Raw genomic sequence first — 18,109 nt, forward strand, 5'->3', positions numbered from 1 at the left:
GGGAAGAGCGGAAGGGAGCGGGGTGGGGAGAACTCCCCACCCCGCTCTCATGTCCCCGCGCCTACTCGGAACCGCCCCGGCGGCTTAGCGCCTCCCCAACGTCTTCCGCACGAATCACCTGCACGCCGCCTGACTTGCGCGGCCCGAAGCCGTGTTGGGCGAGCGTCGCCTTGAGGTCCGAGAAGGTCCAGCCTTCGTACTCGGCCGGGTTGTGCTCGGCGAGGCGGGCGAGCACAACCCTGGTCGGCACTCGTCGCTCGCTGCGCATCACCGTCGCCACATCCGCCAGGTGATCGACTGGCACGGCCTCGATCGCTGGGCGAGCTGTGATCTCGCGGCCGTGCTCGCGCACGATCGCCAAGGCACGGTGAATCACCGGTGTCACCATGTCGACCTCGTCCTCAAAGGGCACGTAGAACGTGCGGATCAGCTCGAAGGCTGCATCGGTCACGCCAACCGCGACGCAGGTTCCGCGGTCGGTCTTCATGCGGAGGTCGGTCGCGCGGATGCCTGCCCGGTACTTGCCCGCACCGAGCAGACCGTCATTGGCGATCTGGTCGGCTACTGAGAACGCCACGCCGCACGAGACGTTCCGGGTGACTTCTCTAGGAATCGAGTCCTTGGTAGGCGATTGCGTCGCCAACAGGAGCACGATCCCGTACTTCCGGCCTCGCTTGATCACCCTGACCGCCAGCTCGGCCGCGCGCTTGCCGAACTTGGGGTGCTGGAACAGTTCGTGGCACTCGTCGATCGCGCACACCAGCGGGTGCAAGCCCAAGCCAGCCTTGTCCGCAAGCTTCCGTGACACCTTGGGTGGTCGGCCGGGTTGCTCGCCGAGCACCTTGCCGCGCCGCTCCATCTCCGTCGACAGATCTTCGAGCGCGGCCACAGCGGCTTCGGCCACTGCGTCGTCCATGCCCATCCGATAGCGGGTCGCGCGCGGGTCGAACGGGTCGAAGTCCGGCGACTCGCCCATGACGAAGATCCACAGCTCGGCTGTCGGATCGAGCGCCGCACCCAGCAGCAGCGTCCGGAGCGCCGCGGACTTGCCCTGTCCCGGCCGTCCGCCGATCAGCCAGTTCGCCTCGATCAGCGGTGCGTTGACGACCACGCCGCGCTGGGTGAGGCCGAACGGGACGCCGTCGAACACGTCGAGCTGCCCGCCATGTTGGAGCGGCCATTCCCCGGCTCCGCCAGCGAGTGCACCCTTGTCGGCCACCCACAGGTCAAGCACGCCGGCCTCGTCGCCTTCGGTCGGCCAGGTCTCCAGCTTCGCCCGTCCGAGGTTCGCGGCGAGCTTGTCGCGCCGGTCGGCCACCATGTCAGCCGTCGTCCCCAGCGGAAGCCGCACCTGCACGAACGTGCCGTTGCCGTCCCGCCGGGCAGGGATGCTGTAGAGCAGCTCACCTCCGTTCTTGAAGAAGGAGTTCAGCGGTGCGATGCCCAGATGCCCGAGTGCCTTCGACACCATGCGTTCGTCGATCCACGAATCCGCGTCGTCGCGGTCGGGCCTGCTGAGCCAGCTCGCGCCAGGCTCCTTATCGCGGCCCTCCCAAGCGGCCGCGACGATCCAGACAACCGGACCGACGAGGAGCAGCGCAGACGCAGCGGTCTTCGCCACCTCCCAGCCAGTACCTATCAGGTTCAGCAGTTGCGCGAGCCAGGGCCACATGTCCTCGCGCGCCATCCACGAGTCGACGCACCACAACAAGAGGCCAACCGGCGCGACGATGGCCGCCAACACGGCGCAGCGGTGCAGGACGATCGCGAGGCGGCCCCAACGAGCCTTCGAGTCTGCGCGGATCAGTTCCTGAGCTTGCCGCCGCGCTTCCGAGTCGCCGGCAACCCGTGCGGCGCGGGCATCAGCTCGCAGGTCGCCGTACGTTGCCCACGTCCATGCCTTCGCCATCCAGCGCCCATGGCCCCGCAGTACGAACCAGGCCAGGCGCAGAAGGTCCCGCGGCAGCTTCCGGAAGCGGTATGCGGCTACCGCTCGCACGTGAGCAGTCCCCGGCGCACCCCACCACTTGGCGAGCGCCGATCGTGGCCCAGAGCCGGGCTCTTCGTCGGTGACAATCTCCGCCTCGAACACCTTCGGTTCGAGTGCACCGCGTTCATGGCGATCGTTCATGACAGGGCCTCCTGTCCTTCGACCTCGGCCCTGAGCGCGTCCGCCACACGAGGCGACAACCCGCGTGAACATCCCGTGGCTTGCCGCACCCACGCGGGCGTCACCTCGACCCCGGGTGACCACGCCTCGCGTGCATCGGACAGGTAGTCCGCGAAGAGCTTCCGACCCGCGCGCCGCTGAGGCGGTCGCCTCTCGTCGACAGCGCGCGGCTTGTACTCGGCAGACACCGTGGCGGCTTCGATCAGCTTCTCGCGCAGGTCGGTCACGGCCTCGGCTGCCGTGAACACCAGCAGCGGCGGCACGGAGTGCAGCACGATTCCGGACCACGAACCTGCCGCGAACGAGGACCAGGTGTTCATGACATACGTGGCGGCGAGCGTGAACCACTTCGCACGCCGCACCCACGAGCCCATGCGGACGCCGTGCCGGGCCGTGACCTGCTCGGCACGCAGGATCGCGATCAGCACCAGCGAGACGGTGGGATCGAGCAGCCAGGCGGCCAGCCATGTCAGCGACCAGGCAGGCGCGCCCGCGGCGGCGAAGTGCTGGACGTTGGTCATCGTGAAGGCCAGTCCGAGGGTGATCCCGGTCCAGCACAACCGGTCCACCTGGACACGGACGCGCTCGATGTCGTGGCCGGCGGGTGGCCGCCCGTAGGCGGCCACCCTGTTCAGCTCGCGATTCATCGACGACCACCCCGGACGTCCACGGTGACGACGGTCAACGCCTTCGTCAGTCCGTGGCCCGCGAACAGCGCCGGAATTCCGAGCACGGCCAACAAGAGCCCGTGGTTGCCCGGTGCGGCCACGACGACGACCCACTGCACGCCCACGATCAGCGCGGCCGTGAACAACACCCGGCCGAAGAGCGACAGCAAGCGGCTGCTCGCTCGGGACGCTTCGAGCGTGCGCCGCCTCTTCCACGAACGGATCCGCCACAGGAGGAACCAGCCGGCCAGAATGCCCAAAGCCACGAGGACTTGCGTTGGCGTGAGGTTCATCGCTGCTCACCTCCGTTCCGGGCAGTGCGACGTGCGCTCCAGATCGCATACAGAGCCCGGCGGTCGTCTTCCGACAACGCTCCCCAGACTCCGAGCGTGAACGGGCCGGCGGTGCGCAACTCCAACTCCAGACAGGCCAGCTTGGCTGCACAGCCCGCGCAGATCACCGCGGCCAGCTCGCGGTCGGACAGGTCATCGCCGGTCCACTCCGGGGCGCTGCCGGACGAGTAGAGCCACATGCACGAGCCGTCGCGGCGCACGATGTCCTCGAGCACGTCGTCCGGGACGTCGGCGTAGCGGTCAAGCTCGACTGCGAGTGCCGTGAGGTAGTCCGCGAAATCCTCGAAGGCGTCCGGGTTCACCACGACTCACCTCCGGTGAGCCGGGCAACCTCGCGGGCCGTGCGGCGTTCAGCGGCGATGCGGCTGGGATCGACGACGCCACCCGTCGCGTCCACCTCCGCGATCAGTCGATCAAGCGCGACTGCCGGGATGATGTACCGAGAGCGAAGCCGGACCGCGGGGAAATCGCCGTCCCGGATGATCCGGTAGAGCGTCGACGGCCCGACGCGGAGGAGCCTGGCTGCCTCCCGGACCGTGTAGAAGGCCGGTCGCGAATCGCGGTTATGAGTGGTTTCTGGAACTGCATTCTGAGAGCGTTCCGTGTTGGTGTTTTCCATGACTTCGATTCAAGGAAAAACCACGGTCGCCAACCATGCATGACCAGTGCACTGCAAATGCAGAACCAATGCAGGAGTAATGCAGGTTCCTGTTTTCCGTCGGATTTGAGGCGGGTTGGAGCTCGTTCGACGACTCGGTCGGAACGAACTCCTAACACTGATGGCGATGATTTCATCGAAATATCAATGAAGTCAGCGATGGTGCGAGCAAGGCTTGCCTAGCTGCGGCGTGATGCCGCTGAAACCCTTGGAGATCCGCTAACGTCGGCGCTGCAGCAGGAGCGCGGAGGAGCACGTGTCGGAGGATTGGGCCGCAGTAGCGAAGGCCATCAACGAGCGAATGAAAGAACTCGGGTGGCAACAGCAGGAATTGGCGGCTCGGTCACACGTATCTTCGGCCATCGTCCGCGAGATCCAGCGGAACACCGTGAACCGGAAGCGGAGTCCGCGCACACTGGAATCTCTTTCGGTGGCCCTCGGCTGGCATCCGCGGCATTTGGAAGCTGTATTGCGTGGCGAGCGTCCACCGGCGCGAAAAGAATTGACGGAGCAAGATCTCTCCGGCCGGCTCGATGCCTTGGAACACCGACTGGACGGCATCACCGAGCAGCTAGCCACGGTCATCCGGCTGCTGAAGGCATCGCGACCGTCGGAGGACCGGTAAGGCATGCGGACGGACCCGTGGACCGGCCGGACGGCGTGCGCGCTCCAGAAGGCGTTGCGGCTCAGCAACGAGCTGTTCGCCGAACACCTCGGGATCGGGGTCCGCACTGTCGCGTCATGGCACCAAAAGCCCGACCTGAAGCCAAAGTCGGAGATGCAACAGCTCCTCGACACGGCTTACGAACGAGCATCGGCAACCGTCCGCGCGCGCTTCGCTGAACTTCTCGGTCAGGGCCTGGCCGTGCCGGCGGCAGATGCGGTGGCGGATGACGACGCCAGGGAGGCCGCCGAGCTGCGGCTTACTGGTGATCCACACATTGCAGTGGCGCTGGAGTGGCTGGACGGTCACGCAGGCTGGGAGGCGGGCACCAGTCGGCGCAAGGTGGCTGCCGCGCTTGCCAACGTCGACGTGCGAGGTCTGCGCGATCGGGGAGCGCGCCGCGGAGGTATAAGCCAGACGGATGTCACGCGCGCGCTGCACGACTACTACGGGACCGCCGAGAACGGGTACGGCAGGTACAGCGCGAAGTTCGGGAACGAACAGACCGCCGCGACAACGATCCTGACCCGCGAAGATTGGCTTGACCTCGGCGCTCCTCTGCTGACCCGTGCCGATGGCCTAAAGCTCGATCAAGCGCCGTCCGAAGCAGCCGCGAGCCTGAACGAACAGGCACTCAACGCCGCCATCCAGAGGCTTGCCGAGACCCTGGAACTCGGGACCAAGCTTGTGAACATGCCGCTCTACCGACTGAGGACTGCGAGTGCCGGGGAGGACGGTATCGCCGGGACAGTCGGGATCGCGCCGTTCGTGCACTACGCGCTGACGATGGACCTACTCGAAGGCGAGCTACTGGACGCGCTCGCGACCGGTGCTGGTCCTGGCCGTCTCCCACTGCGGGAGCACTACCTACCCGACCTGGACGCGGTAACCCGGCTTGAGAACCGGCTATGCGCGGGCGGAGTGCTAGCCCTGTGCGCCATCGCCCGCCCGGCCAGCCTGCACGGTGACGCGGACTACCTGATCCTGATCCAGCAGCGATCCGGCAACGTGGTCAACGCCAACCGCCAGCTCGCCGTGATCCCCAAGGGCTTCCATCAGCCGGCCGCCGACCTCCGCGCAGACACGCGCCTTGGTGGAACTCTGCTGCGCGAGATGGAAGAGGAACTGTTCGGCCGCGATGACGTCGACAACACCCTCGGCGACCAGCGGGCGGCCGATCCCATGCACCCTAGCCGCCAGTCCGAGCCAATGCGGTGGCTACTGGAACGCCCGCTCGGCGAGCGCCTGCGCATGGAGTGCACCGGCTTCGGCCTGAACCTGGTGAGCGGGAACTACGAGTTCCCCAGCCTGATCGTCATCGAAGACGAGGACTTCTGGCTCCGCTTCGGCGGCCAGATCGAGGCCAACTGGGAAACGTCCAACCTGCGTCGCTACTCGACGCTCGATACCGATCTCTTGGCCGAGTTGCTGGCCGATGTAGCTTGGAGCAACGAAGGGCTGTTCGCCGTGCTGCAGGGGTTCCGACGCCTCGCCGAGCTCGGTGGACACCGCGTGAAGCTACCGCCCGTGGAATGGGAGTTGACGTGACCGAAGGCTGGCACACCGGCAACGCCGTCGAAGACGGCGCGGACACGCGGGGCTGGATCGTCGGTCACTTCATCGACCCGTCGAAGGGCGTGCGATCGACCAAGGATGTCGAGGTCAAGTGGGCGACACACCCCAAGGGTGACAAGCGGCCGGAGTGGACTTCTGATGACCAGCGAACGACGCTCGTCATACTTGTCAGCGGGCATTTCCGGGTACAATCTAGCGAAGGTTCAGCTGTTTTCTCGAGGCAGGGTGACTATGCGATGTGGGGGCCGGGGGTCGACCACACTTGGGAAGCGTTGGATAACTCTGTCGTTCTGACTGTACGCTGGCCTTCTTCTTAAATACCGGATGCTTGGACTTCTGGGGTGCGTCAACAATTGAGTTATCCAACTGGCCGTTCGGCTAGCAATGTCGGCTCGGAGAAGAAATCCATTCCAATGGGGCGCAAATTGCGCTGGTCGTTCGCGATTGTAATTACATTTGCCGCGGTTATCGTTGCCGTCACCAGTTACTGGTACACTCCTTTACGGATCTGTCGGGATGTGATTAATCCCGCGGCGGGGCAAGCACCGAGAAGTTGTAGTCCTTGGACGAGTCTGGACCTTCTGCCTGCGCTGATTCCATCTCTCTTTCTTGTGTTTCCTGAACTTGGGGAACTCACCGTCATGAATGTCTTCTCGTTGAAGCGGAAAGCTGAAGAACAGCAGGCCGAGATCAATGATACTGTGCAGAGGCAGAATGATCTGGAGTTCCGTTTCTTGGCGCAGGTGGCCAACATGAACGCAACTCAAACGGTGACCCAGCATTTCTATCCAGCCTCCGACGCGGCGAACTTGTCGGAGCAAGTTGACGACGAAGAGTCTGCCGAGCCGTTAGAGTTTGCGGAGGAACCATTTGGCGGATATCTATTCGGATGGGCGGCTGACGACTCTGTTGATAGTGATCTGCCTAGTACGCGATCGGCCGTTCAGTTGCTCCATGAATGGGATAAGATCGACATTCGCTCGAACCCTGGCCGCGAGATATACAGCAGATTTTTATCATCGGCCGAGCGAAAAAAGATCGACGACTTCCGTTTGCGCCATCGAAACACCATCGACACCATACGTTTGATTCGTAACAGCATCGCTCACGGCCGTTCAGTTCCGAAGGATGATCTGAATGGCGCGCTGGAAGCTGCTGTGAAATTGAACAGAATACTGGATGATTTCGGCATTCCGCCTTTCTGATTTGCCTCACGCTCTTTCAATGCGTCTTCCTTGATTCTATTTCGGTGACGGTCGCAAAACCGTTTGCGCTGTTCGCGTTTGCTACAACGGCAGGTCGACCGCGGCTGGCTATGACCAAGCCTGCATCCTTCAGCGCCGCGATCGCTCTGTGCGCTGTGCCTACGCTGACGTGGTAGCGGCCGGCGATTTCGGTCACGGGTGGCAATCGGTCACCGGTCCGGAGTACCCCGGCTGTAATCGCTCCGCGGAGGTCAGTCGCGATTTTCTGGTAGGGGTTCGCAGTCTCGGGCTCAAGCGTCGATCGGGGGTTGCCCTCGATGTCGAGCACGATTGGCGCTTGGGGCATCCGAGCGGTGAAGTTGCCCGCCGCCTTCTGGTCTGCCTCGGCCACCCAGGCCGAGTACACGCGGAGCGTGGTAGCGCCCCCGCCGCCGTGGCCAAGTCGGCCGGCGACCGTGCGGACGTCGACACCGGATGCGATCAGCTCGGTAGCCGAGTAGTGGCGGAGCTGGTGCAGGTGCATGTCCCAGCCGAGCTTTTCGCACATGCGCCGGTAACGCTGGGAGACAGACGACGGCTTCAACCAGGTCGAATGATCGACCGAAGGGGAGAAGACCCGGCCGGTCTTCTCGATGGTTGTACCGACGATCTGGGCTTCTGCCTCGCAATGCTGACGATAGGCGCGGAGCAGGCCGACTGTCTCCGCGTTCAGGGCGATACGGCGTTGCTGGTGGGTCTTGGTGTCCTTCTCCCACGTCTTCGCGCCGTCCTGGGCGATGCTGCTGCGGATCCAGATCACTGCGTTGTCGAGGTCGAGGCGGTCCCAGCGTAGTGCGCACAGCTCACCGCGGCGTGCGCCGGTGGTCATCGCGAGCCAGACGAACATGCCCCATCGGAGGTCCTTGAACGCCTCGTTGACGATCGCGGCTGCCTCGTCTGGCGTCGGTGGCTGCGGGTCCGGGGTGGCGTTCGATGGTGCGTCGGCCTGGTCGAGCGGGTTGACGGTGATCCACTTCCAGCGCATCGCGTCCTTGAGCGCGCCGCTCAGGCACCAGTGGATCTTCCGGATCGTGCCATCGGAGAGCGGCTTGCACTTGTGCACTCGGCACTTGTCCGTGCACTCGTGCTCACCTGCTACCCCGTGCTCGATGAACCTCCGGCCGCCGCAGTGGGTTCGGCACGTTCGGAGGATCTTGTAGAAGGAATCGAAGGTCTCGCCGTCGAGGCGCGATAGGGGCTGCTTGCCCAGCAGCGGCCGGATGTGCGTCCGGATGACGCTCTCGTACCGCTGCCTCGTCGTGGTGTCGACGTGCAGCAGCTCCAGGTACCGGTCCATGAGCTGGTTCACCGTCGCGCTCGTGCGCGGGTTACGGCGCTCGTTGACCTCGTTGACCAGCCGGATGCGGACCTTCTCGGCTTCCTTCTCAGCCTGCGGTCCGGCCGGCACGGTCTCGCGGAGGTAGTGGCGCTTACCGCTCAGCGGGTCGACACCGGCGTAGACCTTCACGCGCAACGCGCCGCTCGGCAGCTTCTCCACCTGGCCTCGCGAGCGCTTCTGAGCACGGCCCCCAGCAGTGGTCATGGTGCGAGGATACGTGGTTCGCACCACAAGCGGCACCACGTGCAAGCGGTTTGATCAGCAAAAACCGCCTCTGAGCTGTGTGCCCCCGGCAGGATTCGAACCTGCGACACCCGCTTTAGGAGAGCGGTGCTCTATCCCCTGAGCTACGAGGGCTGGCTGCCCCAGACTAGCGGGTCCGGCGATCCCGCAGGACCGTGACCTAGGCCTCGGCCGTGATCGGCCCCGTCGATAGGTGCGACCACCGGGGTGAGCAGCGTATCGACTCCTGAGCTACCACTGGGTAACCTTCCGTGATCGGGACGCGGACACCCCGCTCCACCGACCGTTCGGAGGGCTTAGTTGATCAAGCTCATGTTCGCCGACGACGAGGATCTCGTGCGCGCCAGCCTCAGGGGCATGATGGCCGGCGCACCCGACATCGAGGTGGTCGGTGAGGCGAACGACGGCCGCTCGGCGGTGGAGACCGCGCGGCGGCTGCACCCGGACGTCGTCCTGCTCGACATCAAGATGCGCGCCCCCGACGACGGCATCCGCGCCCTCCGCGCGATCCTCGAACTCCCCAGCCCGCCGGCCGCCGCGATGCTGACCACCTTCGACGTGGACGAGTACGTCAGCCTGGCCCTGCGCCTCGGCGCGAACGGCTTCCTCCTCAAGGACATCGAGCCCGCCGCGCTGCTCCGGGCCATCCGCGACCTCGCCCGGGGCGGCGCCGTCCTCGATCCGGGCGTCGCGGCGCGCATGGTGCGCGCCCACCGCGAGGGACAGCGGGCCGCGCAGCCCGCGCGCAAGTTGCTCGCCTCACTGTCCGAGCGGGAGCGCGAGGTCGTGGGCCTGATCGGGCAGGGCCTGTCCAACGCCGAGATCGGCGGCAGACTCCACCTGTCCGAGGCGACCGTCAAGGGCTACGTCTCCGCGGTCCTGTCCAAGATCGGCGCCGCCAACCGGGTCCAGGCCGCCCTGCTCGCCTACCGCGGCGGGCTCCTCGACCAATGACTTCTTAGGCGGGTCTCAGCACTGTCGGCAACACTGTCTACATGCGCATTCTCGTTGTCGACGACGATCGGGCGGTCCGGGAGTCCCTCCGGCGGTCGCTGGAGTTCAACGGCTACCAGGTGGAACTCGCCGGCGACGGCGCGCAGGCCCTCGAACGCGTCATCGCCGACCGGCCGGACGCCATGATCCTCGACGTCATGATGCCCCGCCTCGACGGGCTCGAGGTGGCCCGGCGCCTGCGCAGCACCGGCGACGACCTGCCGATCCTCGTGCTCACCGCGCGCGACACCGTGTCCGACCGCGTCTCCGGTCTCGACGCCGGCGCCGACGACTACCTCCCGAAGCCCTTCGCGCTCGAGGAGCTCCTCGCCCGCCTCCGCGCGCTCCTGCGCCGCGCCTCGCGCGAGGCCCAGACGCCGCCGGACGCCGAGAAGCTCACCTTCGCCGACCTGACGCTCGACCCGGGCACCCGCGAGGTCAAGCGCGGCGACCGCGACATCAGCCTGACCCGCACCGAGTTCGCGCTGCTCGAGCTGTTCATGTCCTACCCCAAGCACGTCCTCACCCGCGGCCGCATCCTCGAGGAGGTGTGGGGCTACGACTTCCCGACCTCGGGCAACGCGCTGGAGGTTTACGTCGGTTACCTGCGCCGCAAGACCGAGGCCGGCGGTGAACCCCGCCTGATCCACACCGTCCGCGGCGTCGGGTACGTCCTCCGGGAAACCCCGCCGTGAGCCAAGCCGTGACCGAACCGGTGCCCGTGATCCACGTCGACGAGGAGGCCAAGCCCGCCCCACGGAGGATGTCGCTGCGCGCGCGGGTCACCCTGCTGGCCGCGGCGTGCGTCGCGGGTGTGCTCGCACTGGTCTCACTGGGCGCCTACATCACCGTCTACAACAACCTGTACCAGCAGGTCGACGACGAGCTGGTCCAGCAGGCGAACAGCGTGATCAACGATCCGCAGGTCGTGCAGACCGGCGGGCTGCGCATCCCCACCTACATCACGCGGCTGGTCGATGTGCGCTTCGACCTGATCGTCGCCGACGGCTCGTCGGCGTTCGAGTCGCCGCCGTCGATGCGGCCGCCGATCGGGCGGGACGAGCGCGATGTCGCCGGCGGTGAGAAGCCGTCGTCGATCCGGACCGACCAGAGCACCGACTCGCGTGTGCTCGCCGTGCCCTACCGCTACCAGCCCGGCGTCGCGCTCGTGCTGTCGCAGCCGCTGGACGCGACCAAACAGACCCTGCGCGAGCTGGCGGTCGTCCTCGCGCTGATCGGCGGCGGTGGGATCGTGGTCGCCGCGCTCGCCGGGACGGCCGTGGCCCGCACCGGGTTGCGGCCGGTGGAACGCCTGACGTCGGCGACGGAGCACATCGCCCGGACCGGTGACCTGCGGCCGATCCCGATCAGCGGCGACGACGAGCTGGCCCGGCTCACGCACAGCTTCAACACCATGCTCGGCGCGGTCGCCGACTCACAGGAGCGCCAGCGGCAACTGGTCGCCGACGCGGGGCACGAGCTGCGCACCCCGCTGACGTCGTTGCGCACCAACCTCGAGTTGTTGCTGTCGGCCAGCCGTGACGGCGCACCAACGCTGTCGGAGAAGGACCGGGCCGAGATCGAGACCGACATCAAGGCGCAGCTGGACGAGCTGACCCAGCTCATCGGCGATCTGGTGGAGCTGGCCCGCCAGGACGAGCCACGCACCGAGTTCGAGCGCGTCGAGCTGGTCGAGGTCGTCGAACGCGCGCTGGACCGGGCGCGCCGCCGGGCGGGGGAGATCGAGTTCGACGTCGCGTTGCAGCCGTGGGTCGTCGTCGGCGACGCCGGCGCCCTCGAGCGCGCGGTGCTGAACCTGCTCGACAACGCGGTCAAGTTCTCGCCGGCCGAGTCACGCGTCCGGGTGCGGATGTACCCGCTGGGCGACGGGACGGCCGTCATCGAGGTCGCGGACTCCGGTCCGGGTATCGCGGACGAGGACCTGCCGCGCGTGTTCGACCGGTTCTACCGTTCCTCGGAAGCCCGCACGCTGCCCGGTTCCGGCCTGGGGCTGGCGATCGTGAAGCAGGCCGCCGAACGGCACGGCGGTACCGCGTACGCCGGCCGTTCCCCGGAGGGTGGTGCGCTCATGAGCCTGCGCCTGCCCGGCACGCCCGGCTGAAAACCGAACACCACCCGCTCCACACGTGTTGATTCGTGTAGGATTTTGTGTAGTTGTTGGGGTGATGGGAGCGGTGGTGCTGGCGCGTCAGCGGCAGGCGTTGATCCTCGAAGAGGCCCGCCGGGCGGGTGCGGTCCGGGTGAGTGACCTGGTCAGCAGGCTCGGCGTGTCCGACATGACCATCCGCCGGGACCTCGATGTGCTCGCGGGCCGGGGTCTGGTGGAAAAGGTTTACGGCGGTGCGACCGCCGTGGTGGGCCCGAGCACCGAGGAACCCGGGTTCGAGGCCAAGTCCGTGCGGCAGCGGGCCCAGAAGGAGGCCATCGCGCGCGCCGCGGCCGAGCTGGTCCAGCCCGGCACCGCGATCGGCCTGTCCGCGGGCACCACCACCTGGACCCTGGCCCGCGCGCTCGAGGGTGTGCCGGGGCTGACGATCGTCACGAACTCGATCCAGGTCGCCGACGTGCTCCGCGCGTCGACCGCGCCGGATCGCACCGTCGTGCTCACCGGTGGCGTCCGCACGCCGTCCGACGCGCTGGTCGGACCCGTTGCCGTGCACAGCCTGCGGCGGCTGCACCTGGACCAGGTCTTCCTCGGCGTGCACGGGATGGCCGACGGGGCCGGGTTCACGACCCCGAACCTGACCGAGAGCGAGACCGACCGGGCCCTCGTGGAGGCCGGGCGCCGGCTCGTCGTGCTCGCCGACTCGTCCAAATGGGGTGTTGTGGGCATCTCCACCATCGCCGAACTGGACGAGGCCCACGTCGTGGTGACCGACGACGGCCTCGGCGAGGCGGCGCGCGACGTCCTGACCGAGCATGTGGGTGACCTGAAGGTCGCACCCGTCAACGAGGACACGGAGGAAGAGTGAGGCGGACGCTTCGCCACCTTGCCGACGGCAGGGAGATCATCTACTTCGACGAGGGCGAGGACACCCCGCCGCGCACCGCGGAGGACACGCGGGACCTGCCCGCCGTGGCCGCGAGCTCGGAGATCCGCCTCGACCCGCTGACCGGGGAGTGGGTCGCGATGGCCGCGCACCGGCAGACCCGCACCTACAAGCCGCCCGCCGACCTCTGCCCGCTGTGCCCGAGCAAGCCGGGCAAGCCGAGCGAGATCCCCGAGTCCGACTACGACGTGGTCGTGTTCGAGAACCGGTTCCCCTCCTTCGAGGAGGGCGCGAGCGGAGAGCGGTCCACTCTGGACGGTCTCGGGCTGGTGGCCACCGCGCCGGGCAAGGGGCGGTGCGAGGTCGTCTGCTTCACCAGTGACCACAATGGATCGTTCGCGAAGCTGAGCCCCTCGCGGGTCCGCACCGTCGTCGACGCGTGGGCGGATCGCACCGCCGCGTTGTCCGAGATCGACGGGCTGGAGCAGGTCTTCCCGTTCGAGAACCGGGGCGAGGAGATCGGGGTGACGCTGCACCACCCGCACGGGCAGATCTACGGCTACCCGTTCGTCACCCCGAAGACCCGCCGGATGCTCGACGTCGCCCGCGCCTACTCCGACGAGCACGGCCGGCACGTCCTCGGCGACGTCCTCGCGGCCGAGCGCAAGGCCGGCACGCGCGTCATCGCCGAGGGCCGGCACTGGACCGCGTTCGTGCCGCCCGCCGCCCGCTGGCCGGTGCACGTGCAGATCGTGCCGCACCGCCAGGTTCCGGACATCCCGGCGCTGACCGGCGCCGAGCGCGACGACTTCGCTGAGGTCTACCTCGACGTCCTGCGCCGCTGCGACGGGCTCTACGACCGCCCGCTGCCCTACATCGCCGGGTGGCACCAGGCGCCGGTGCGGATCGACCGCGAACTCGGTTGGCTGCACCTGGAGCTGTTCTCGATCCTGCGGTCCGCCGACAAGCTGAAGTACCTCGCCGGGTCGGAGTCGGGCGAGGCGGTGTGGATCAACGACGCCACGCCGGAGCAGATCGCGGAACGCCTCCGCGCGGTGGGCTGAGTCCGGCGGCATACTCATGCGTGACCCTCAGCTTGGGCTCAGCCGGCTCTCAGGACCGACACGCATGGTAGGGACATGACCGAGAACGACCCCAGCGCACCGCACGACGACGCGCAGCAGTCGCCGGAGGACGCGAAGACGCCCCCGCGCGGAACGCCGCTCGGCTCGGGGCCGCAGCAACAGCCGAGTCCGTGGTCGGCGCAGGGCGCCGCGCAGCAGGCCGCTCCGCAAACCGGGCAGCAGCAGGCCGCGCCGCACAGCGCGCCCCAGTCGGGGCAGCAGCAGACGGGCGGGTATCCGTGGACCCCGCCCGGAGCGCAGCAGCAGTCGCCGTACGCGACCGCGACGATGCAGACGCCGGCCGTTCCGCAGCAGCGACGCGGCTCGGGCAAGCTCGTGGCCGGGGTCGCCGTGCTGGCCTTGCTGGTCGGTGGTGGGGCGGGTGCCGCCGGGGGGTACCTGACCGCGCAGAACAGCGGGGGCGGCTCGTCGTACAGCGCGCTCGACCAGCCGGTGCCGGCGCAGCAGACGGCGACCGCGCCGGCCGGGTCGGTCGAGGCGGTGGCGCAGAAGCTGTCGCCGAGCGTGGTGGAGTTGCAGGTGTCGGGGCGCAGCGCGCAGGGCGAGGGGTCCGGGTTCGTGCTGTCCACCGACGGCTACATCCTGACGAACAACCACGTCGTCGAGGTCGCCGCGGACGGCGGGCAGATCCAGGCGGTGTTCCAGGACGGCACGAAGGCGGCGGCGTCGATCGTCGGCCGCGACCCGACGACGGACGTCGCCGTGGTGAAGGTCAACGGGGTGAAGAACCTGACGCCGGTGACCCTGGGCAACTCCGACAACATGAACGTCGGCCAGTCGGTGGTGGCGATCGGGTCGCCGTTCGAGCTGGCCGGGACCGTGACGTCGGGCATCGTCAGCGCGCTGCACCGCCCGGTGCGGGCCGGTGGCAGCGAGGGCGACCAGACGACGGTGATGAGCGCGATCCAGACCGACGCGGCGATCAACCCGGGCAACTCGGGTGGCCCGCTGGCGAACCTGCAGGGCCAGGTGATCGGCATCAACTCGGCGATCTACAGCCCGCAGTCGTCGTCGGGAATGGGCCAGTCCGAGGCGACGAACGCCGGCATCGGGTTCGCGATCCCGATCAACCAGGCGCGGCGCACGGCGCAGGAGATCATCGACACCGGCAAGGCGACGCAGACCTACATCGGCGCGAACGTGAGCGACGCGCCGCAGGGTGGCGCACTGATCGCCGGTGTGCAGGCCGGCAGCCCGGCCGAGCAGGCCGGACTGAAGCAGAACGACGTCGTGACCAAGGTCGACAACCTGGTCATCAACGACGCCGACGGCCTGATCGCGGCCGTGCGAACCCGCGCCCCGGGCGACAAGGTGCCCTTCACCCTGAGCGACGGCCGGACGGTGCAGGTCACCCTGGGTGGCCAGCCGGTGCCGACGAACTGACGTTCCCGGGCCGGCCGCGCGGGGTGGTCAGCTCCAGTTCAGCCGGGATGGTCCGGCCGGCCAGAGGTGCCGATCGCCTCGGGTGGCGCTTCGGCGGGGGAGGTCCGGTCACCCGAGTGGTGAGGCCGGCCTCGGAGAGTTTTCCGGCGACTCGGGGTGGCCGGAGGGGCGAGATCCCGGGCGCGGGGCGGCAGGGAGCGATGCGTTTTCCAGCCGCGTGTGGTGATCGGGAGGGAAGACGGTTTCCCGGTCACTCCCGGTGGCCGGTGGGGGTGAGAGATCCGGCCGCTCGGGGTGGCCGGAGGACATGAGAGACGCTCGGCCGCTCGGGGCGGCCGAGACCACTTGACCGGCTCCACGGGGTTCGAGCCGGTGTCCAAGCCGCGTGCGACCGGATCTGTACCGGTCGCGCGCGGTTTCTCTGTCCGGTGCTCTCGGGCCGGTGATCGTCGAGGCGCTCAGCGCACGTCCCGGCGGACTCGGTAGCGCAGGTGGGTCACCCCGTTGCCGTCGAGGCGGCGCATGAGCTCCAGTTCGGTGCGGGTTCCGGTGCCGAACAACCGGCGGCCGTCGCCCAGCAGGACCGGCACCAGGTGGATCTCCAGCTCGTCCAGCTGACCGGCCGCGAGCAACGCCTGCGCTGCGCCCGCGCCGTGCACCATGACGGCGCGCTCGCCCGCGGCGGCACGGGCCTCGGTGGCGCACGCGGTCACGTCTGTGAAGAACCGCGCGCTGCCCGGTGGCTCGTCACCCGGATCGATGTGGTGGGTGAGGACGTGGATCGGTACGCCGTCGTGGTGGTCGCCCTGCCAGCGGCCCGCCAGCTCGAAGGTGCGCCGCCCCGAGATGACGGCCCCGGTGGCCAGCGCCTCGCGGAACACCTGTCCGTCCGGCCCCGGTCCCATCCGGCCGTCGAGCCAGTCGAACAACCGGCCGCCGCCGCGACCGAGCTCCTGACCAGGGCGATCGTCGGGGCCGGCGATGAAGCCGTCCAGCGACATCGACATGTAGAGGCGGATCGGCGGGATGACGTGTGTCATGAGTTGTCCCTTCTGGCGGTCGTCTCAGAATCACGTCGAACGCCCACAGCCTCCTTCGACACCTCGGCCGGGTGAATTCGGAACGTCCCACCCGTCCACATCGGACAGCGGCGCCCGCGGTAGTGGCGACGTGCCCGTCGGACACCGGTCACAACCGGATACCGTGTGCCTCATGGAACGCAGTGCACAGCGGCTGGGCCGCGCGCTCGTGGTGATCGTGGACGACCGCGCGGCGCACGGCGAGCATGAGGACACCTCGGGCCCCCTGGTTCAGGAGCTGCTGGAGGAAGCCGGCTTCATCGTGGACGGCGTGGTGCTGGTGCACGCCGATACCGTGGCTATCCGCAACGCGCTCAACACCGCCGTCATCGGTGGTGTCGACCTCGTCATCACCGTGGGCGGCACGGGTGTGTCACCGCGCGACGTCACCCCCGACGCCACCATCGGCGTCCTGGACCGCCCCATCCCCGGCATCGGCGAGGCCCTGCGCTCCTCCGGGCTGGCCGCCGGCGCGGTGGACGCGGGCATCTCGCGCGGCCTGGTCGGCGTCTCGGGCAGCACGCTCGTGGTCAACCTCGCCGGCTCGCGCGCCGCGGTGCGCGACGGCATGGCGACGCTGTCCTCGCTCGTGCCCTACGTGATCGACCAGCTCTCCGGCCTCGACGAGTCCTGATGCCCGAGGACGACCGGGAGCACCGCCCGCCCCGAGACCGCGACCGGCGCAAGCTGGACGCGATCTTCGGGGAAGTGCTCCCGGACACGACGTCCGACGAGCGGGAGCCGGAAGGCCCCGCCCGCGACGAGGACGCCTGGTACCGGGAGAACCGGCCGCCCCACCACGGCGGTTGAGCGCATCTCACCAAGCGCGAGGGCTGTTCTCGGCGGGTGCCGAGGGCAGCCCCCGCGCTCTGGCCTGCTGTCGGGCGAGACTTTTCGGCGACGAGCTGCACTGCTGATGGCGGGCAGCGTGGGACACACCTGAGGGGGACGCGCCCACCCGGGCAGAGCCCTGGGGTGTCGCGCAGGGCGCGGCGGCCGGAGGGGGCAGTGCGGGGTAGCGCTGCTGGGGCGGGCAGCGTGGGCCGTTCCTGAGGGGGACGCGCCTACCCGGGGCAGAGCCTTGGTGGGTATCGCGCAGGGCGGGGCGGGGCGGCTCGAGCGAGCAGCGCGGAGCAGCGCCGCTGATGGCGGGCAGCGTGGGCCGTTCCTGAGGGGGACGCGCCCGCCCGGGCAGAGCCCTGGGGTGTCGCGCAGGGCACGGCGGCCCGAGGGGGCAGCGTGGGGTAGCGCGGCTGGGGCGGGCAGCGTGGGCCGTTCCTGACGGCGACGCGCCTACCCGGGATGGAGCCTTGGTGGGTGTCGCGCAGGGCGTGGCGGCTCGAGCGGGCAGTGCGGGGTAGCGCCGCTGGGGCGGGCAGCGTGGGCCGTTCCTGACGGCGACGCGCCCATCCGGGAGAGAGCCTTGGTGGGTGTCGCGCAGGGCGTGGCGGCTCGAGCGGGCAGTGCGGGGTAGCGCCGCTGGGGCGGGCAGCGTGGGCCACTCCTGAGGGCGACGCGCCTACCCGGGCCCGAGCCTTGGTGGGTGTTTTGCAGGGTGCGGCGGCTCGAGCGGGCAGCGGGGGG

19 protein-coding genes and 1 tRNA gene are annotated in these 18,109 nt (G+C 68.4%); 12 read left to right on the forward strand and 8 right to left on the reverse strand.

Going from position 1 to position 18,109, the window contains the following annotated elements; all coding sequences use genetic code 11:
- Positions 1–61: 61 nt before the first annotated feature.
- Genes FB470_RS15255 through FB470_RS15275 form a run of 5 tightly spaced genes read right to left on the reverse strand, consistent with a single transcriptional unit; the run spans position 62 to position 3,810 of the window.
- The gene (locus FB470_RS15255; protein WP_306992176.1) at positions 62–2,131 is read right to left on the reverse strand and encodes an FtsK/SpoIIIE domain-containing protein; all 2,070 of its coding nucleotides are present in this window, start codon (positions 2,129–2,131) and stop codon (positions 62–64) included.
- A complete protein-coding gene (locus FB470_RS15260) occupies positions 2,128–2,817 on the reverse strand; it encodes a hypothetical protein (protein WP_306992177.1) in 690 nt (229 codons plus the stop codon). The genes FB470_RS15255 and FB470_RS15260 overlap by 4 nt, the downstream gene beginning before the upstream one ends.
- The gene (locus FB470_RS15265) at positions 2,814–3,131 is read right to left on the reverse strand and encodes a hypothetical protein (protein ID WP_306992178.1); all 318 of its coding nucleotides are present in this window, start codon (positions 3,129–3,131) and stop codon (positions 2,814–2,816) included. The genes FB470_RS15260 and FB470_RS15265 overlap by 4 nt, the downstream gene beginning before the upstream one ends.
- The gene (locus FB470_RS15270) at positions 3,128–3,493 is read right to left on the reverse strand and encodes a WhiB family transcriptional regulator (protein WP_306992179.1); all 366 of its coding nucleotides are present in this window, start codon (positions 3,491–3,493) and stop codon (positions 3,128–3,130) included. The genes FB470_RS15265 and FB470_RS15270 overlap by 4 nt, the downstream gene beginning before the upstream one ends.
- Positions 3,490–3,810: a helix-turn-helix domain-containing protein gene (locus FB470_RS15275; RefSeq protein ID WP_306992180.1), complete on the reverse strand. Its 321-nt coding sequence runs from the start codon at positions 3,808–3,810 to the stop codon at positions 3,490–3,492. Before FB470_RS15275 ends, FB470_RS15270 begins: the two co-directional genes overlap by 4 nt.
- 295 nt (positions 3,811–4,105) lie before the next feature.
- Here FB470_RS15275 and FB470_RS15280 point away from each other — a divergent pair, with 295 nt between their 5' ends.
- The 4 genes from FB470_RS15280 to FB470_RS15295 are packed head-to-tail and all read left to right on the forward strand — an operon-like array spanning position 4,106 to position 7,293.
- Positions 4,106–4,474, forward strand: a complete 369-nt coding sequence (locus FB470_RS15280) for a helix-turn-helix domain-containing protein (RefSeq protein WP_306992181.1) — start codon at positions 4,106–4,108, stop codon at positions 4,472–4,474.
- A gap of 3 nt (positions 4,475–4,477) precedes the next feature.
- On the forward strand, positions 4,478–6,061 hold the full coding sequence (locus FB470_RS15285; protein ID WP_306992182.1) for a transcriptional regulator: 1,584 nt from the start codon (positions 4,478–4,480) through the stop codon (positions 6,059–6,061).
- Positions 6,058–6,405: a signal peptidase I gene (locus tag FB470_RS15290; protein WP_306992183.1), complete on the forward strand. Its 348-nt coding sequence runs from the start codon at positions 6,058–6,060 to the stop codon at positions 6,403–6,405. The genes FB470_RS15285 and FB470_RS15290 overlap by 4 nt, the downstream gene beginning before the upstream one ends.
- Positions 6,406–6,429: 24 nt before the next feature.
- Positions 6,430–7,293, forward strand: a complete 864-nt coding sequence (locus FB470_RS15295) for a hypothetical protein (protein WP_306992184.1) — start codon at positions 6,430–6,432, stop codon at positions 7,291–7,293.
- Between the two features lie 16 nt (positions 7,294–7,309).
- On the opposite strand, the gene FB470_RS15300 is transcribed toward FB470_RS15295, so the two are convergent.
- A complete protein-coding gene (locus tag FB470_RS15300) occupies positions 7,310–8,875 on the reverse strand; it encodes a tyrosine-type recombinase/integrase (protein WP_306992185.1) in 1,566 nt (521 codons plus the stop codon).
- 80 nt (positions 8,876–8,955) lie between these two features.
- Positions 8,956–9,028, reverse strand: a tRNA-Arg gene (locus tag FB470_RS15305).
- A gap of 186 nt (positions 9,029–9,214) precedes the next feature.
- On the opposite strand from FB470_RS15305, the gene FB470_RS15310 reads away from it, so the two are divergent.
- From FB470_RS15310 to FB470_RS15335, 6 genes are all read left to right on the forward strand, one after another.
- A complete protein-coding gene (locus tag FB470_RS15310) occupies positions 9,215–9,868 on the forward strand; it encodes a response regulator (RefSeq protein WP_306992186.1) in 654 nt (217 codons plus the stop codon).
- A gap of 41 nt (positions 9,869–9,909) precedes the next feature.
- Positions 9,910–10,602, forward strand: coding sequence for a response regulator transcription factor (locus FB470_RS15315; protein ID WP_306992187.1), 693 nt, complete (start codon positions 9,910–9,912; stop codon positions 10,600–10,602).
- Between the two features lie 68 nt (positions 10,603–10,670).
- Complete coding sequence (locus FB470_RS15320) at positions 10,671–12,029, forward strand: sensor histidine kinase (RefSeq protein ID WP_306999283.1); 1,359 nt, start codon at positions 10,671–10,673, stop codon at positions 12,027–12,029.
- A 64-nt stretch (positions 12,030–12,093) separates the two neighbouring features.
- Positions 12,094–12,900 carry a DeoR/GlpR family DNA-binding transcription regulator gene (locus FB470_RS15325; RefSeq protein WP_306999286.1) on the forward strand — a complete coding sequence of 269 codons (807 nt, stop codon included), beginning with the start codon at positions 12,094–12,096 and terminating at the stop codon, positions 12,898–12,900.
- Complete coding sequence (galT, locus tag FB470_RS15330; RefSeq protein ID WP_306992188.1) at positions 12,897–13,982, forward strand: galactose-1-phosphate uridylyltransferase; 1,086 nt, start codon at positions 12,897–12,899, stop codon at positions 13,980–13,982. Before FB470_RS15325 ends, galT begins: the two co-directional genes overlap by 4 nt.
- Before the next feature lie 75 nt (positions 13,983–14,057).
- Entirely contained in the window at positions 14,058–15,446 is a 1,389-nt protein-coding gene (locus FB470_RS15335) for a S1C family serine protease (RefSeq protein ID WP_306992189.1), read from the forward strand.
- Between the two features lie 458 nt (positions 15,447–15,904).
- Here FB470_RS15335 and FB470_RS15340 read toward each other — a convergent pair whose 3' ends face one another.
- On the reverse strand, positions 15,905–16,486 hold the full coding sequence (locus FB470_RS15340; RefSeq protein ID WP_306992190.1) for a dihydrofolate reductase family protein: 582 nt from the start codon (positions 16,484–16,486) through the stop codon (positions 15,905–15,907).
- Positions 16,487–16,658: 172 nt separating this feature from the next.
- On the opposite strand from FB470_RS15340, the gene FB470_RS15345 reads away from it, so the two are divergent.
- Positions 16,659–17,159 (forward strand): MogA/MoaB family molybdenum cofactor biosynthesis protein, encoded by a 501-nt coding sequence (locus FB470_RS15345; RefSeq protein ID WP_017984989.1) that lies wholly within the window; start codon positions 16,659–16,661, stop codon positions 17,157–17,159.
- Positions 17,159–17,335: a hypothetical protein gene (locus FB470_RS15350; protein ID WP_306992191.1), complete on the forward strand. Its 177-nt coding sequence runs from the start codon at positions 17,159–17,161 to the stop codon at positions 17,333–17,335. The genes FB470_RS15345 and FB470_RS15350 overlap by 1 nt, the downstream gene beginning before the upstream one ends.
- The last annotated feature ends 774 nt before the right edge of the window (positions 17,336–18,109 follow it).

Source organism: Amycolatopsis thermophila (assembly GCF_030814215.1).
Lineage (GTDB): Bacteria > Actinomycetota > Actinomycetes > Mycobacteriales > Pseudonocardiaceae > Amycolatopsis_E > Amycolatopsis_E thermophila.

Coding starts and splice junctions, on each gene's coding strand:
- FB470_RS15255 (WP_306992176.1), bottom strand. CDS start 2,131: ATGAACGATCGCCATGAACGCGGTGCACTCGAACCGAAGGTGTTCGAG.
- FB470_RS15260 (WP_306992177.1), bottom strand. CDS start 2,817: ATGAATCGCGAGCTGAACAGGGTGGCCGCCTACGGGCGGCCACCCGCC.
- FB470_RS15265 (WP_306992178.1), bottom strand. CDS start 3,131: ATGAACCTCACGCCAACGCAAGTCCTCGTGGCTTTGGGCATTCTGGCC.
- FB470_RS15275 (WP_306992180.1), bottom strand. CDS start 3,810: ATGGAAAACACCAACACGGAACGCTCTCAGAATGCAGTTCCAGAAACC.
- FB470_RS15285 (WP_306992182.1), top strand. CDS start 4,478: ATGCGGACGGACCCGTGGACCGGCCGGACGGCGTGCGCGCTCCAGAAG.
- FB470_RS15300 (WP_306992185.1), bottom strand. CDS start 8,875: ATGACCACTGCTGGGGGCCGTGCTCAGAAGCGCTCGCGAGGCCAGGTG.
- FB470_RS15315 (WP_306992187.1), top strand. CDS start 9,910: ATGCGCATTCTCGTTGTCGACGACGATCGGGCGGTCCGGGAGTCCCTC.
- FB470_RS15320 (WP_306999283.1), top strand. CDS start 10,671: ATGTCGCTGCGCGCGCGGGTCACCCTGCTGGCCGCGGCGTGCGTCGCG.
- FB470_RS15325 (WP_306999286.1), top strand. CDS start 12,094: ATGGGAGCGGTGGTGCTGGCGCGTCAGCGGCAGGCGTTGATCCTCGAA.
- FB470_RS15335 (WP_306992189.1), top strand. CDS start 14,058: ATGACCGAGAACGACCCCAGCGCACCGCACGACGACGCGCAGCAGTCG.
- FB470_RS15340 (WP_306992190.1), bottom strand. CDS start 16,486: ATGACACACGTCATCCCGCCGATCCGCCTCTACATGTCGATGTCGCTG.
- FB470_RS15345 (WP_017984989.1), top strand. CDS start 16,659: ATGGAACGCAGTGCACAGCGGCTGGGCCGCGCGCTCGTGGTGATCGTG.
- FB470_RS15350 (WP_306992191.1), top strand. CDS start 17,159: ATGCCCGAGGACGACCGGGAGCACCGCCCGCCCCGAGACCGCGACCGG.